At 70.9% G+C, this 15,051-nt stretch carries 16 protein-coding genes; 8 read left to right on the top strand and 8 right to left on the bottom strand.

What is annotated here, in order from left to right:
- The first annotated feature begins 10 nt into the window (after window positions 1-10).
- The 4 genes from EV186_RS17135 to EV186_RS17120 all read left to right on the top strand — a co-directional run bounded on the left by EV186_RS17135 (window position 11) and on the right by EV186_RS17120 (window position 4,782).
- Window positions 11-1,384, top strand: a complete 1,374-nt coding sequence (locus EV186_RS17135; RefSeq protein WP_133850346.1) for an L-serine ammonia-lyase — start codon at window positions 11-13, stop codon at window positions 1,382-1,384.
- Window positions 1,385-1,421: 37 nt separating this feature from the next.
- Window positions 1,422-1,745: a hypothetical protein gene (locus EV186_RS17130; protein ID WP_133850345.1), complete on the top strand. Its 324-nt coding sequence runs from the start codon at window positions 1,422-1,424 to the stop codon at window positions 1,743-1,745.
- Between the two features lie 75 nt (window positions 1,746-1,820).
- A complete protein-coding gene (locus EV186_RS17125) occupies window positions 1,821-4,388 on the top strand; it encodes a bifunctional FO biosynthesis protein CofGH (protein WP_481808311.1) in 2,568 nt (855 codons plus the stop codon).
- Window position 4,389: 1 nt separating this feature from the next.
- Window positions 4,390-4,782: a hypothetical protein gene (locus EV186_RS17120; RefSeq protein WP_133850344.1), complete on the top strand. Its 393-nt coding sequence runs from the start codon at window positions 4,390-4,392 to the stop codon at window positions 4,780-4,782.
- On the opposite strand, the gene EV186_RS17115 is transcribed toward EV186_RS17120, so the two are convergent.
- From EV186_RS17115 to EV186_RS17100, 4 genes are all read right to left on the bottom strand, one after another.
- A complete protein-coding gene (locus EV186_RS17115; protein ID WP_133850343.1) occupies window positions 4,779-5,150 on the bottom strand; it encodes a DUF1304 domain-containing protein in 372 nt (123 codons plus the stop codon). The genes EV186_RS17120 and EV186_RS17115 overlap by 4 nt on opposite strands.
- A gap of 145 nt (window positions 5,151-5,295) precedes the next feature.
- Window positions 5,296-6,081 carry a SigB/SigF/SigG family RNA polymerase sigma factor gene (locus tag EV186_RS17110; RefSeq protein ID WP_166659214.1) on the bottom strand — a complete coding sequence of 262 codons (786 nt, stop codon included), beginning with the start codon at window positions 6,079-6,081 and terminating at the stop codon, window positions 5,296-5,298.
- Window positions 6,078-6,455, bottom strand: a complete 378-nt coding sequence (locus EV186_RS17105; RefSeq protein ID WP_133850342.1) for an ATP-binding protein — start codon at window positions 6,453-6,455, stop codon at window positions 6,078-6,080. Before EV186_RS17105 ends, EV186_RS17110 begins: the two co-directional genes overlap by 4 nt.
- A gap of 90 nt (window positions 6,456-6,545) precedes the next feature.
- Window positions 6,546-7,157 carry an AfsR/SARP family transcriptional regulator gene (locus tag EV186_RS17100; protein WP_133850341.1) on the bottom strand — a complete coding sequence of 204 codons (612 nt, stop codon included), beginning with the start codon at window positions 7,155-7,157 and terminating at the stop codon, window positions 6,546-6,548.
- A 221-nt stretch (window positions 7,158-7,378) separates the two neighbouring features.
- Between EV186_RS17100 and EV186_RS17095 the strand changes: the two genes are divergently transcribed.
- From EV186_RS17095 to EV186_RS17085, 3 genes are read left to right on the top strand one after another with little or no spacing between them, the layout of a single operon-like run.
- Window positions 7,379-8,587: an iron-containing alcohol dehydrogenase gene (locus EV186_RS17095; RefSeq protein ID WP_133850340.1), complete on the top strand. Its 1,209-nt coding sequence runs from the start codon at window positions 7,379-7,381 to the stop codon at window positions 8,585-8,587.
- Entirely contained in the window at window positions 8,584-10,059 is a 1,476-nt protein-coding gene (locus tag EV186_RS17090; protein WP_133850339.1) for a MadS family sensor histidine kinase, read from the top strand. The genes EV186_RS17095 and EV186_RS17090 overlap by 4 nt, the downstream gene beginning before the upstream one ends.
- Window positions 10,056-10,733: a MadR family response regulator transcription factor gene (locus EV186_RS17085; RefSeq protein ID WP_208115662.1), complete on the top strand. Its 678-nt coding sequence runs from the start codon at window positions 10,056-10,058 to the stop codon at window positions 10,731-10,733. The genes EV186_RS17090 and EV186_RS17085 overlap by 4 nt, the downstream gene beginning before the upstream one ends.
- Here EV186_RS17085 and mftM read toward each other — a convergent pair.
- Window positions 10,730-11,581: a mycofactocin oligosaccharide methyltransferase MftM gene (gene mftM, locus EV186_RS17080; RefSeq protein WP_133850338.1), complete on the bottom strand. Its 852-nt coding sequence runs from the start codon at window positions 11,579-11,581 to the stop codon at window positions 10,730-10,732. The two genes, EV186_RS17085 and mftM, sit on opposite strands and share 4 nt — an antisense overlap.
- Window positions 11,582-11,710: 129 nt before the next feature.
- Between mftM and EV186_RS17075 the strand changes: the two genes are divergently transcribed.
- On the top strand, window positions 11,711-12,826 hold the full coding sequence (locus EV186_RS17075; protein WP_133850337.1) for an NDMA-dependent alcohol dehydrogenase: 1,116 nt from the start codon (window positions 11,711-11,713) through the stop codon (window positions 12,824-12,826).
- Between the two features lie 174 nt (window positions 12,827-13,000).
- Here the strand turns inward: EV186_RS17075 and EV186_RS17070 are convergent, their stop codons facing one another.
- Genes EV186_RS17070 through EV186_RS17060 form a run of 3 tightly spaced genes read right to left on the bottom strand, consistent with a single transcriptional unit; the run spans window position 13,001 to window position 15,046 of the window.
- Entirely contained in the window at window positions 13,001-13,219 is a 219-nt protein-coding gene (locus tag EV186_RS17070; RefSeq protein ID WP_133850336.1) for a ferredoxin, read from the bottom strand.
- Window positions 13,220-13,223: 4 nt separating this feature from the next.
- Entirely contained in the window at window positions 13,224-14,417 is a 1,194-nt protein-coding gene (locus EV186_RS17065; RefSeq protein WP_424983157.1) for a cytochrome P450, read from the bottom strand.
- A 59-nt stretch (window positions 14,418-14,476) separates the two neighbouring features.
- Complete coding sequence (locus tag EV186_RS17060; protein WP_133850335.1) at window positions 14,477-15,046, bottom strand: TetR/AcrR family transcriptional regulator; 570 nt, start codon at window positions 15,044-15,046, stop codon at window positions 14,477-14,479.
- Window positions 15,047-15,051 lie beyond the last annotated feature (5 nt).

The following is a 15,051-nucleotide window of genomic DNA, read 5'->3' as shown; positions in this document are numbered from 1 at the left end:
GGCACCACCAATGGCCATCAGCGTCTTCGATCTGTTCAGCATCGGCATCGGGCCCTCGAGCTCCCACACCGTCGGCCCGATGCGTGCGGCCCGGATGTTCACCGAAGGGCTGCGCGAACGGGGCCGGCTCGAGGACGTGACCCGGCTGCACGCCCAGCTCTTCGGCTCGCTCGGCGCCACCGGGCACGGGCACGGCAGCGACAAGGCCGTGCTGCTCGGCCTGGAGGGGGAGCGGCCGGAATCGGTGGACACCGCGTCGGTGCCCGAGCGGGTGGCCGCGATCCGGGATGCCAAACGGTTGCGGTTGCTCGGCGAGCACGAGATCGAGTTCATCGAGGACACCGATCTCGTCATGCACCGGCGCAAGGCGCTTCCGTTGCACCCCAACGGGATGACGTTCGTCGCCTATGCCGGTGACGGTTCGGTGCTGGCCGAGCGCACGTACTACTCGATCGGCGGCGGGTTCGTGCTCGACCAGACCGCCGCCGAGGGTCCGGCGATCGTGGCCGACACGACGCCGGTGCGCTACCCGTTCCGCACCGGCGCCGAACTGCTCGGCCACTGTGCGGAGACCGGGCTGGACATCGCGGGCGTCATGCTCGCCAACGAGCTGTCGTGGCGCACCGAGGCCGAGATCCGGGCCGGGCTGCTGGAGATCTGGCAGGTCATGCAGGACTGCGTGACCCGCGGCTGCCACACCCCCGGTGTGCTGCCCGGCGGGTTGAAGGTGCCCCGCCGGGCCAGCGCGCTCTACGACAAGCTGATGGCCGGAGAGGACGCGACCGACCCGCTGTCGATCATGGACTGGGTGCACGTGTTCGCGCTGGCCGTGAACGAGGAGAACGCGTCGGGCGGGCGCGTGGTCACCGCGCCGACCAACGGTGCCGCCGGGATCATCCCGGCCGTCCTGCACTACTACGTGCGGTTCGTGCCGGGTGCCGACGACGACGGGGTGGTGCATTTCCTGCTCACCGCGGCGGCCATCGGCGTCGTGCTCAAGGAGACCGGCTCGATCTCCGGGGCCGAGGTCGGCTGCCAGGGCGAGGTGGGCTCGGCGTGCGCGATGGCCGCGGCGGCGTTGACGGCGGTGCGTGGCGGGTCACCCGATCAGGTGGAGAACGCGGCCGAGATCGGCCTCGAACACCACCTCGGCCTGACGTGCGACCCGGTCGGTGGCCTGGTGCAGATCCCGTGCATCGAACGCAACGCGGTCGGGTCCACAAAGGCCCTCACCGCGTCGCGGATGGCCTTGCGGGGCGACGGAACCCACGTGGTCAGCCTGGACAAGGCGATCAAGACCATGCGGGAGACCGGGGCCGACATGCACACCAAGTACAAGGAGACCGCGCGCGGCGGGCTCGCCCTCAACGTTATCGAATGTTGACGTTTGCCCTGGTGACCGTCCGGGTAAGACGGACACCGTGGACATCACTCGCAGCGCCGAGCCGGTCGTCGTTCGGGTCTCGGGCGCGGTCGACTTCGAAGCAACCGACGAGTTCGCCGCCGCCATCGCCGGAGCGGCGGTCGTCGACCTCACCGACGTGACGTGGCTCGGCGGCGCGGCCTGCGCCGAGCTGATCTGGGCCCACCAGACCGGCGGCGGCCGGTTGCGGGTGCTCCTGCCGTCCGTCGGCGTCGTCGAGCACCCCGAGGTGCTCCCGCGGCTGACCGCGGTGGACTCGCTGCGGCCGCTGCCTGCGCCGCGGGTGCCCGTTTCGCGGGAACGCCCCGTCGGGGTGGGCTGAGGGGAATATCTCCGGCCCGCTCTGGTGTCGGCACCCTTGGGTAGCGTCGGGGTGGTCGACATCAGGAGGTAGGCAGTGCCGATCGAGCGTCCGTCGGAGTCCGCGCTTCGGCGCGCGTTGCGCAGGGCCGAGGACGGGGTCACCCTCGACGCCGTCGAGGCCGAGGTCCTGTTGCACGCCCGCGGCGACCAGTTGGGTCGGCTCAGCGCCGCCGCGGCGCGGGTGCGCGACGCCGGGCTGGTCGAGGCCGGCCGGCCCGGGGTGATCACGTACTCGCGCAAGGTCTTCATCCCGCTGACCCGCCTGTGCCGCGACCGCTGCCACTACTGCACGTTCGCGACCGTGCCGCACCGCGTGCCCTCGGCGTTCCTGAGCCCCGACGAGGTGCTCGAGATCGCCCGCCAGGGTGCCGCGCTGGGCTGCAAGGAAGCGCTGTTCACCCTCGGCGACCGCCCGGAGGACCGCTGGCCGGCCGCGCGCGAGTGGCTGGAGGCGCACGGCTACCCGGACACGCTGTCCTACGTGCGCGCGATGGCCATCCGCGTGCTCGAGGAGACCGGCCTGCTCCCGCACCTCAACCCGGGCGTGCTCACCTGGCAGGACTTCCAGCGGCTCAAGCCGGTCGCCCCGTCCATGGGCATGATGCTGGAGACCACCGCCGAGCGCCTGTGGTCCGAGCCCGGCCAGCCCCACTACGCGTCACCGGACAAGGAACCGGCGGTCCGGCTGCGGGTGCTCGAGGACGCCGGGCGCAGCTCGGTGCCGTTCACCACCGGCATCCTGATCGGCATCGGGGAGAACCTGGCCGAGCGTGCCGACTCGCTGCTCGCCATCCGCAAGGTGGCCCGCCAGTACGGCGGCGTCCAGGAGGTCATCGTCCAGAACTTCCGGGCCAAGCCGGACACGGCCATGCGCGCCATGCCCGACGCCGAGGCCGAGGAGCTGGCCGCCACCATCGCCGTCGCGCGGCTGCTGCTCGGCCCGAAGATGCGCGTGCAGGCACCACCGAACCTCGTCGACGGCGAGTTCCGGATGATGATCGACGCCGGCATCGACGACTGGGGTGGCGTCTCCCCGCTCACGCCCGACCACGTGAACCCCGAGCGGCCGTGGCCGGTGATCGACGAGCTGGCCCAGCGCACGGCCGACGCCGGGTTCCGGCTGGCCGAGCGGCTCACCATCTACCCCGAGTACGTGCGCCGCGGTGAGCCGTGGCTCGACCCGCGCGTGGCCGGTCACGTCGCCGCGCTGGCCGACGAGAGCGGGCTGGCCCGTGACGTGCTCCCGAAGGGCCTGCCCTGGCAGGAGCCGGAGGTCCCGCTCACCGCGACCGGGCGCACCGACCTGCACACGAGCATCGACACCGCCGGGCGCACCAGCGATCGCCGCGCGGACTTCGACTCCGTCTACGGCGACTGGTCGGAGCTGCGCGCGCAGATCCACCAGCCGACCCGCAACGCCGGGGTGATCGACAAGCTGCGCCCGGAGTTCACCACGGCGTTGCGCCACGCCGAAGCCGACCCGGGTGGACTGTCCGATGTGGACGCGTTGACGTTGCTCGACGCCGAGGAGGGCGCGGAGCTGACCGCCCTGGCCGCCCTCGCCGACTCCGTGCGCCGCGACACCGTGGGCGACGAGGTGACCTACGTGGTCACACGCAACATCAACTTCACCAACGTCTGCTACACCGGCTGCCGGTTCTGCGCGTTCGCCCAGCGGCGCACGGACGCCGACGCGTACACGTTGTCGCTGGAGCAGGTCGCGCAGCGCGCCGAGCAGGCGTGGCAGGCCGGCGCGACCGAGGTCTGCATGCAGGGCGGGATCCACCCCGATCTGCCGGGCAGCGCGTACTTCGACATCGCCGCGGCGGTCAAGAAGGCCGCGCCGGACATGCACGTGCACGCGTTCTCGCCGATGGAGGTAGTGAACGGCGCGTCGCGGGCGAACCTGTCCATCCGGGAGTGGCTGATCGCCGCCCGCGAGGCCGGGCTCGACTCGATCCCCGGTACCGCGGCGGAAATCCTCGACGACGACGTGCGCTGGGTGCTCACCAAGGGCAAGCTGCCGACGGCCGCGTGGATCGAGGTCGTGACCACGGCGCACGAGCTGGGTATCCCGTCAACGTCCACGATGATGTACGGCCACGTCGACACGCCCGCGCACTGGGTCGCACATCTGAAGTTGTTGCGGGACCTGCAATCCCGGACCGGCGGGTTCACCGAGTTCGTGCTGCTGCCGTTCGTGCACACCAACTCGCCGATCTACCTGGCCGGGCTGGCCCGCCCGGGCCCGACCGCGCGGGAGAACCGGGCCGTGCACGCGCTGGCACGGCTGCTGTTGCACGGCGCGATCGACAACATCCAGACCAGCTGGGTGAAGCTGGGGGATCCCGGCGTCGTGGATGTGTTGCGTGGCGGGGTGAACGACCTCGGCGGGACGCTGATGGAGGAGACCATCAGCCGGATGGCCGGCTCGTCCAACGGTTCCTACAAGACCATCGCCGACCTGGAGGGGCTGGCGTCCGCCGCCGGTCGTCCGTCCCGCCAGCGCACGACGACCTACGGCGTGGTGTCGCCGGAGCGGCGGCAGACCGCGCTGGCCAACGACGGCGTGTGGCAGAAGCGCCTGCTGCCGCTGGCCTGAGATGACCACGCACTGGCTCTACCCGGTCGCCGCCGGCGGTGGTTGCCGCGACGCGGCGGGGGTTCGGGAGACGTTCCGCCGCACGGGCACCGCGGACTGGGCGCTCGCGTCGAACTTCCACCAGGTCGGCCGCGGCGACCTGGTGTGGATCTACAGCGGCGGGGCCGAGCAGATCGTCACGGCCCTGGCCAAGGCGGTCGACGATCCGCACCAAGATGGTTCCGGCACGTGGTTCGTGCGCCTGGAGCCGGACTGGGCGGTGACCGACTACCTGGCCGAGACGCCGCTGCCGCGGTCGTTGTTCCGCCAGGTCCCGTACACGGTGAGCCGGGCGACGCCGGTCACCGAGGCCTACTTGACCGCCCACCTGCTCGCGGCCCGCACCTTCGGTTAGCTGAGCAGCAGGAAGACGAGGGCGACGAGCGGCAGCACGCCCTGGATGGCGGCCGCGCGGGCCATCCGGCGGTCGGTGGCCAGCAGGACCAGGGCGGCGGCGAGCATGGAGCCGCAGGCCAGGTAGATCAACGCCTTGCCCTGCGGCGTGCCGGCGAGGACCACGCCGACGACCGCGCCGATGGCCAGGAACAGGTTGTAGAAGCCCTGGTTCAAGGCCATCGGGCGGAGGATCTCCGCTTCCCGCGCGTCCTTGACCATGAACCGGCGGTAGACCTGCGGGCGGGTGAACAACACGCTTTCCATGGTGAAGATCAGCACGTGCACGGCGGCGGCCAGCGCCGCGAACACCTGGGCCACTGCGAGCATCTGCGGGTCCTTCCCCTGGATTGATCTGGGGAAGTATGCCCTGGGTGGTATTGCGGCCCTCAACCTCGGGCTCGATTGTTCGGTGCGCCGAGGCCACCCGTGGGGCTCCGTGTCAAACCGAACCCACCGCCGTGGCGGGTGGCCCTCAGGAATCGGCCTTCTTGCGCAACCGGTCCAAGCTCTGCGACAGCAACCGGGACACGTGCATCTGCGACAACCCGACCCGTTGCGCGATCTGGCTTTGGGTCAAGTTGCCGAAGAACCGCAACACCACGATCCGCCGTTCCCGCTCCGGCAACGAGCGCAGCAGCGGGTACACCGTCTCCCGCGCCTCGGCGTCGGCCAACTCCGGGTCCTCCTCGCCGAGGGTGTCGGCCAGCGACGGCGCGTCCGGGCGATCGGTCAGCTCGCGGTCCAAAGAGGACGCGTGGTGCGCGCCGGTCGCTTCCAGGGCCTCGAAGACCTCTTCCTTCGGCACGCCGAGGTGGCTCGCCAGCTCGCTCGGCGTCGGCGCGCGGCCGAGGACCTGGGCCAGCTCGGTCGAGGCCGCGTTCACCGTCAGCGCGAGTTCCTTCAGCCGTCGCGGCACGCGCACGGACCAGCCGGTGTCGCGGAAGTGGCGGCGCACCTCGCCCATCACCGTGGGCACCGCGAACGACATGAAGTCGTGGCCCAGCGACGGGTCGAAGCGGTCCACGGCCTTGATCAGGCCGATCCTCGCCACCTGGACGACGTCGTCCTCGGGCGCGCCGTGCCTGCTGAAGCGCCGGGCGATGTGCTCGGCCACCGGCAGGTGTTCGGTGACCAGGCGTTCGCGCAGCAGCGCGTGCTCCCGGCTGCCTTCCGGCAAGGCCGCCAGTTTCTCGAAGAGCGGGGCCAGGTGGTCGTACTCGCCCTGTCCGGTCTGCCCCATCGCCGAGGACCGGGTCACGAGTTGTTGACCTTCCGCTGCAAGGACAGACGTAGGCACACCCCGGCTTCGGAACGAGTCCACGACGACTCGTCGGTCAGGGTGCTCAGCACGTGCCAGCCGAACGCCGTGTCGTCCAGGGGCTCGTTGCCGTCGGTGGCCACCTCGGACTGGACGACGATGCCGTCCTCGTCGGTGCCGAACGTGCAGCGCAGGACCGCGCCCTTCGCCGCCTGCATGATCAGCATCGAGCAGGCCTCGTCGACCGCGATCTTCAGGTCGGCGATGGCGTCGAGGTCGAAGTCCGCGCGCATAGCGATGGCTCCCGCCACCGTGCGCAACAGCGACAGCTGATCCGGTTCGGCCGGAAGCCTGATTTCGATCTCTTCACGCACCCCATCACCCCGAGCCCTCGGCCGACATCTGATGTGCACGTACCCGAAGCACAGGCGAACTAAACGGATTCAGACACCAGGCGCCTGTGGCTAGGCGCAGCAGCGGCTGACCGCGAGGCGCAGCTGCTCGCACAGCCGGTCGTGCTCGGGGTGCTGGCTGACCAGGTCGCGCAGCCAGGGCACCACGGCGACGTGCTGGCGCAGCGCGAGCTTGACGTCGACGTAGTCGCTGACCGCCGAGAGCCGCTGTTCCTCCAGCTCGGCGATCATGCCGGCCAGCCACGACCTCGGCTCGGTGTCCTGCGCGGCCGCGCCCCGCCAGAGCCCGAGGGCGGTGGTCAGCAGGCTGTCGGCCTGTTCGAAGTCGCCCGCCGTGACCGCGGCGCGCGCGTCACGCACCGAGTCGGCGAACACGATCGCGTCCAGCTCGCCGGCCCGCACCACGAACTGGTAGCCGTGCGTGGTGGTGACGATCCGTTGCTCACCGGCCGACGCGCGCAGCACCGAGACGTAGGTGCGCAGGTTCGCGATGGCCGAGCGGGGTGCCGCGGGGCCCCACAACTCGGCGATCAGCTCCTCCAGGCGCACGGGTTCGCCCGCGCGCAACAGCAGGACGGCGAGCAGCGTGCGCTGCTTCACCGAGCCGATCACCACCGTCTGACCGCCGGCGTCGAACTCCACCGGTCCAAGCAGCCGAAACATCGTCAGCACACCGACTGTCCCCCAGGGTTCACCGACGGGCGGGTGTCGCAACCGCGCCCGCGACAAGTATGCACCTGCAATGCCCTGTCCAAATGGACAGTTTTCCAGCGGATTCGCGCAGGGTTACCGTGCCGCGTACGGGAGGTAGCCTGGGACTGGCCTCCGCAAGACCCGCGAGTCGGTGCCGGTCGGTGTCGGTTCCTGCCGGAAGGGCGGTTGTGATGGTCGAGCCGCTCCCCGTTCGCGAACGCCCGGCCGAGCGCCAGTCGCGGGCGACGCCACCCACGCTGGCCAAGTTCCACGTCCCGGAGATCGTCTTCGGTCCGCATTCGCTGGCCGAACTCGGGCACGCGGCGGCGCGCGTCGGTGCGCGCAAGCCATTCCTGGTCACCGACCCCGGCATCATCGAGGCGGGCTGGGCCGACCAGGCACGCAAACACTTGCGCGACGCCGGCCTGCACCCGGTGCTCTGGCACGACCTCACGCCCAACCCCAAGGACCACGAGATCGAGCAGGCCTTCGCCGACTACCGGGCCAGCGAAGCCGACGTGATCGTCGCGGTCGGCGGCGGCTCGTGCATCGACGCGGCCAAGGGCGTGGCGATCCTGTCGGGCAACGGCGGGCGGATCCTCGGCTTCGAGGGCGTCGACAAGGTGGTGCGGCCGATCCCGCCACTGGTGATGGTGCCCGCGACGTCCGGCACCGGCGCCGACGTGTCGCAGTTCTGCGTGGTCACCGACACCGCGAACGCCACCAAGGTGACCATCATCAGCCGCACGCTGGTCCCGGACATCTCGCTGGTCGACCCGCGGCTGCTCACCACGATGCCGGACTGGCTGAACGCGGCGACCGGCCTGGACGCGCTCACCCACGCCATCGAGGCGTTCGTCTCCCGCGCGCACAACATCCTCACCGACCAGCACGCGTTGCACGCGGTCCGGCTCGTCACCGGCAACCTGCTCGACACCCAGCGCCGGCCCGAGGCCACCGAGCCGCGGATCGCGATGGCGCAGGGTTCGCTCGAGGCCGGGATGGCGTTCACCAACGCGATCCTCGGCGCCACGCACGCGATCAGCCACCAGGTCGGCGGCCTGCTCGACGCGCCGCACGGGGTGATCAACGGCGTGCTGCTGCCGCACGTGATCCGGTTCAACGCCGCCGAGGACCCCGAGCGCTACGTGCCGATCGCCGCCGCCGCGGGGATCGCGGTCGACCGGATGCCCGCGCAGGAGGTGGCCGAACGGCTGGCGACGCGGGTGCGTGAGCTGGCCGACGCGGTCGGCGTGCCGAAGGGCCTGGCCCACCTCGGGGTCAGCGAGCTGAACATCGCGCACCTGGCCCGCACCACCCTGCACGACGCCTGCCTGGAAACGAATCCCCGAGACGCGAGCGCGGCGGACATCGAAGCCCTCCTGCGCGCGGCGCTATGAGCCGGGGGCTCGGGTCGACCGGTGGGGCGGTCGGCCCCACCTCAGGGGAACGCGAAGCCACCCAGCCCGCACCGGCCCCGCCCAACCTGGCCGGCGAACATGACCCCGGCGAGGCGGACCGCCAAGCTGCTGATCTTGGGTGGCTGACCGGGGTCCGGTCCGGCAAGCGGACGTTCTACCGCGAGTACGTGCGCTCCACCGAGCGGCTGACCAGCGCCGTGCAGGCGCTCGACGGGATCTCGCGTGCGTTGGTGCGCAACGTGGAAGGCCCGCGTGCGCTGGTCGAGGAGGTCGTCGCGGCCGCGGCCGATCACCTGCAGTCCGACCGGCTGCTGCTTGCGGTCGCCGACGGTGCGTTGCGGGGGGTGCGACCGGGGTTCTTGCTGATCGACCACGGCCGGTTCGTCGACCAGGAGCGGGAGCTGCCGCCCGAGGTGGTCGAGCAGCTCGAGGTCGTGCGGTCGCGGCCGTGGGAGACCGAGTTGCTGTCGCGGGGACCGGGGTGGGTGCGCGCGCCGATGATCCTCGACGGCGAGCCGGTCGGCGGGATCGTCGGCTGGCCGGGTGCGGACGTCCTGCTCGACCCGACCGACCTCGCGGTGCTGCGGGTGCTGGCCAACCAGGCCGCGGTGGCGCTCTACAACTCGCACCTCCTGCACGCCACGACCCAGCTCCGCGGTCGGACCGTGCAGCTCTCGCAGGAGACCGCGCGCCAGGCCAAGGACCTCGCGGTGCGCAGCGCCGAGCTGCAGCAGACCCAGCGCCGGTTGATGGAGGCCATGCAGCGCCAGGCGTTGACCGACGAGCGGCACCGGATCGCGCGCGAACTGCACGACAGCGTGACGCAGTACGTCCTGTCCGCGGGCATGACCATCGAGGTGTGCCGCGCCGAGCTGGCCGAACTGGGTGAGCGGACCGAGGACGTCGTGCGGCGCCTGGCCGGCGCCAAGGACATGACGCGCCATGCGGTCGAACAGCTGCGCGCGTCCATCTACTCCCTGCACCGCGCGGCCGACGATTCCTCGGGCTCGCTGCACGACCTGCTGCGCCAGCTCTCCAGCGTGCACGCGCCCGGTGACGTCGACGTCCAGGTCCGGGTGGCGGGCACGCCGAGGCCGCTGCCCCTGCGCGCGGAGCACGCGATGCTGCGGATCGCGGGGGAGGCGTTGTTCAACGTCGTCGCCCACGCGGGCGCCACGCGCGCCGTGGTCCGGCTGCGTTACACGGCGAGCACGGTGTCGATGAGCATCGCTGATGACGGGCACGGCGATCCGGTGCAGATGCGCCAGAAGTTGCGGGTCACCAGCGCCGCCGACCTCGACGGCAAGCACCGGGGCCTGGCCAACATGGCCGAGCGCGCGACGAGCCTCGGTGGCACCCTCACCATCCGGCGGGCCCGGCTCGGTGGCGTCGAGATCCGGGTGGAAGTGCCCATGCCGCAAGCGGAAGAGCCGGCCGAGGAGGTTTCGTGAACCGTGCGGATGGCTCGGTCGCCCCGCGGGGCGACCGGCTCTCGAGCGAGGTGCGGATCGTGCTGGTCGACGACCACGCGATCGTCCGGCAGGGCTTGCGCTCGATCCTGGAACGCGAACGCGACCTCGCGGTGGTGGGTGAGGCGTCCACCGCGTCCGAAGCACTCGCCGTCGTGCAGCGCACGATGCCCACCGTGGTGCTGCTGGATCTCAAGCTCTCCACCGGGAACGACCACGAGGGCCTCGCGTTGTGCGCCGAACTCACCAAGCAGCACCCGGATCTGGGCGTGCTGGTGCTGACGACGTTCCTCGACGGCAAGCTCGTGGTGGACGCGATCCACAACGGAGCGCGCGGTTACGTGGTCAAGGACGTGGACACCACGGAGCTGATCCGCTCGATAAGGGCGGTGGCACGCAAGGAAAGCGCGTTCGACTCCCGGTCGGCCGCCGCCATGGTGCACTCGATCAACACCCAGGCCGAGGTCGCGCTCACCGAACGCGAGCAGGGCGTGCTGGTGCTGCTGGCCCACGGGATGTCCAACAAGGACATCGGCGGCCGGATGTACATCTCCGAGACCACCGTGAAGTTCCACGTGCGCAACATCATGCGCAAGCTCGGCGCGTCCAGCCGGGCGGAGGCCGTCTACGAAGCGTCCAAGCTGGGCATGATCTAGCGGTCGAGGGTCAGCCAGCCGCTGTGGTATTCCTCGGTTCGGTGGCGCAGGCCGGTGGCCGCACCGAGCCGGTCGAGGTCGTCGAGGGTGAACGTGCGCAGGTGCCCGTAGGCGGCGTTGGGCTGCTCCTCGATCGGCACCGCGACGACGATCCGCTTGCGTGCCAGGCGAACCGCTTCCGACACGACGGCCGCACCGTGCTCGGGTTCGAGGTGTTCGAGCACGTGCACGAGGCTGACGGTGTCGACGGCGTCGTCGGGCAGCGGCACCCGGGCGGGGTCGCAGATCAGCGTGCGGACCGGCGTGCCGAACAGCCCGGCCATCCGGTCGAGCAGGCGCATGCTGCCCGGTGACCCGTCGGTGGCGATGACCGTCGTGCGGGGCCGGGCGGCCAGGCGTAGCGCGAGGAAACCGAAGCAGGCGTTGACATCCAGCACGTGGCCGGGCCCGATCAGCTCCATCGCGCGCTGGTAGACCGGCCGCGTCGCGGCGATCCGGGTCATGGTGTTGCGGTAGAAGTGGGCCCACGCCTGCGCCGGGTCGTCCATAGTGGACATGACGACGCCGGTGAAGAGCCGTTCGAACAGGTCGACCCCGGCGAGCCAGCCCGGCGCGAACAACTCGGTCTCGAGCAGTTCGGCGAGGTCGTTGTCGAGTTCGCTCACGTGCAGGTCGTGGGTCAGCTCGACCCGGCGACCCACGCGGCGCAGCCCGAAGTGCGCCGTGCGCAGCGTGGTCGGGCCGACCGGCCTGCCACGGCACACGGTCACCCGCTCGTCCTCGTAGCGGCCGCGTGGGGTCGCAGCGAGCGGGTCGATGTCGGCGACAGGCAGCCGGGCGCCGGTCATGGTGACCAGTTTTCCGGTGCCGGCGCCGCAGGCAACCGCCCATTCGGGCAGGTCCGCCGCCCGGTCGCGTATTGCACAGTGGGGATGGGAGCCAGGTCACACCACGCAAGGACTCACCGAGGAGTGATTGTGAAGACCAAGGCAGCGGTGCTCTACGAGGCGGGAAAACCCTTCGAGTTGCTCGAACTGGACCTGGACGGGCCGGGGCCGGGCGAGGTGTTGATCAAGTACACCGCGGCGGGCCTGTGCCACTCCGACCTGCACCTGACCGATGGTGACCTGGTGCCGCGCTTCCCGATCGTCGGCGGCCACGAGGGCGCGGGCGTCATCGAGGACGTCGGACCCGGCGTCACGAAGGTCAAGCCGGGCGACCACGTGGTGTGCAGCTTCATCCCGAACTGCGGTGTGTGCCGCTACTGCTCGACGGGCAGGCAGAGCCTGTGCGACATGGGCGCCACGATCCTCGAGGGCACGTTCCCCGACGGCTCGACCCGCTTCCACGCCGGCGGCCAGGACTTCGGCGCGATGTGCATGATCGGCACCTTCGCCGAGCGGGCAACGATTTCGCAGCACTCGGTGGTCAAGGTGGACGACTGGCTACCGCTGGAGACCGCGGTGCTCGTGGGCTGCGGCGTGCCGACCGGCTGGGGCAGCGCCGTGTACGCCGGTGGGGTGCGCGCGGGTGATTCCGTTGTCGTGTACGGGATCGGTGGCATCGGCATCAACTCCATCCAGGGCGCGGCGCACGCCGGCGCCCGGCACGTGGTGGCCGTCGACCCGGTCGAGTTCAAGCGCGAGACGGCGTTGGAGTTCGGTGCGACGCACGCGTTCGCCACCGCCGAGGAGGCGCACGCGAAGATCGAGGAGCTGACCTGGGGCCAGATGGCCGACCAGGCGCTGGTGACCGTCGGCATCGTCGACGAGGACGTGGTGAGCGCCGCGTTCAACGCCGTCGGCAAGGGCGGCACGGTCGTGGTGACCGGCTTGGCCAACCCGGAGAAGCTGACCGTGCACGTGTCCGGTGCGCTGCTGACGCTGTTCGGCAAGACGATCAAGGGCACGCTGTTCGGTTCGGCCAACCCGCAGTACGACATCCTGCGCCTGCTGCGCATGTACGACGCGGGCCAGTTGAAGCTCGACGAACTGGTCACCAAGCGCTACACCCTGGACCAGGTCAACGAGGGCTACCAGGACCTGCGCGACGGCAAGAACATCCGCGGCGTGATCATGCACAGCACGGATTGAGCGCGGGAAAAGAACAACGCCGACGGGGGCGCGTCCCCGCCGGCGTTGTCCACCACTCGCACACACTCACACACATAGAGAGAGGTTCCCGCACCCCCCGACCAAGTGCGGCAGCCAACTCTTACGTTCCACCTCAGTCGGCAAATCACACACAGTGTGACCGGGGTCACATATTCAGGGCCGTGGACCGATCTCCTGACCGGCCTCGTCGACGACCTCGATGGCCAGCGCCGGACACGAATCCGCCACGTCGAGCAGCTCTTCGTCCGGCTCGACCTGGGCGTTCACCGGTTCGGCGGTCACGCCGTCCAGCACGAACGCATCCGGCCGGGTTCCGGCGCACAGGCCGGAGCCGATGCACCGCTCGCCGCTCACCGACACCTGCCACGTCATCGCGTCACTCCCACCGCACCGGCATCCGCCGGGGTCCGCGCACCAGCATCTGCGCCTTCCACTCCACCGGCCCCGCCGCGCGCAGCCCCGGCAGCCCGGTCAGCAACGCCAGCAGCGCCTCTTGCAGCTCGAGCCTAGCCAGCGGCGCGCCGAGGCAGTGGTGCGCACCGTGCCCGAAGCCCATGTGCGAGTTGCCCTCGCGGTCGAAGCGCAGCCTGTCGGGTTCGGCGAACTTGCGCCCGTCCCGGTTCGCCGAGCCGATGGCGACCAGGACCGGCTCGCCCGCGCGCACGAGCACGCCGCCGACCTCGACGTCCTCGGTCGCGTAGCGGGCGAACCCGCCGCCCGCGCCGAGCGGCACGTACCGCATCAGCTCCTCCACCGCGGCCGGGATCCGGTCCGGGTGCTCGCGCAGCTCGGCCATCCGCTCCGGGTTGTCCAGCAACACGTGCACGAAGTTCGGGATCTGCGTCGCCGTGGTCTCGTGCCCCGCCACCAGCACGCCGACGCACAGGTCGACCAGTTCGTGCTCGGACAGCTTGTCGTGCACGTCGCGTGCCTCGATCAACGCGGACATCAGGTCGTCGCCCGGGTGCTCGCGCCGCTCGGCGATGAGCCCGGCCATGTACCCGCGCAGCTCTTCCTGGTTGCGCTGGAACTCCTCCGCGGTCAGCGCGCTGGTCGACAACGCCGCGTCGCTCCACGCCCGGAACCGGTGCCGGTCCTCGGCCGGCACGCCGAGCAGCTCGCAGATCACCTGCACCGGCAGCGGCAACGCGAACGCGTCGACCAGGTCGGCCGGCGGACCGGCTTCACGCATCGCGGCGATCAGCTCGGCGGTGATCTCCTTGACCCGGGGGCGCAGCTGTTCGACGCGGCGCACCGTGAATGCCTTCGCGACCAGCACGCGCAACCGCGTGTGGTCCGGCGGGTCCATCGAGAGGATGCCCTGCGACCGGCGACCCGGGTTGCTGCGCGGCTCGTCGTGCTCGAGCGCCGCCGCCCGGCTGAACCGGCGATCGCCCATGACGAACCGGACGTCGTCGTAGCGGGTGGCGAGCCACGCGGGTTCGCCGTAGGGCAGGCGCACCCGGATCATGCCGTCGGTGTCACGGGCGCGGGCGTAGGCCTCGTCGAGCTCCAGGCCGTCGGAGCGGTTGAACGGATAGTCGTGCGTCTCGGCTGTCGTCGTCACCAGCACTCCCCATCAGCGATGTAAGCACGTGCTGACAACGCTACGCACATGACCATTCACGGTCAATGAGCGTCGGTGTGCTCCAAGAGGGTGCTCATGGCCCGCAACACGAGCGCGCGCACGGCGGCCGGGTCGGCGTCGGCGAGGGCGCTGCCGCCGGGCATGTTCACGGTCAGCGACAGGCCCAGCACCCACGCGAGGGTCAGTTCGGCGCGCACCCGCGCGTCGGGTTCGTCGGTGAGCGCGGCGAGCGCCTCGGTGTAGGGCTCGGCCACCTCGCGGCGCAGCGTCTCGGCGGCGGGGCCGGGACCGGTCATCGCGAGCATCAGCATCGAGTCCTTGCCGGACTCCCGGTCCTTGCCGGGCTCACCGCTCAGCACCCGGCGCAGCAGTTCGCCGAGCAGGCGTTCGCGGGGCACGTCGGCCAGCAGCGCGGCGCCGGGCTCGGCGAGCACGCGGCCCAGCAGTTCCTCTTTGGACCCGAAGTAGCGGAACACCAGGGCCTGGTTCACCCCGGCGAGCGCGGCGATGTCGCGCACCGTCGTGCGGTCGAATCCCTTGCCGGTGAACAGTTCCCTGGCCGCGTCGAGCAGCGCCTGCCGCGTGGCGGTCGCGTCCTTGCGCCGGGTCATCCGGG

Origin of the sequence: Labedaea rhizosphaerae (genome assembly GCF_004362825.1) — a bacterium.
Taxonomy (GTDB): domain Bacteria; phylum Actinomycetota; class Actinomycetes; order Mycobacteriales; family Pseudonocardiaceae; genus Labedaea; species Labedaea rhizosphaerae.
This window is presented reverse-complemented; position numbering and strand designations above follow the sequence as displayed.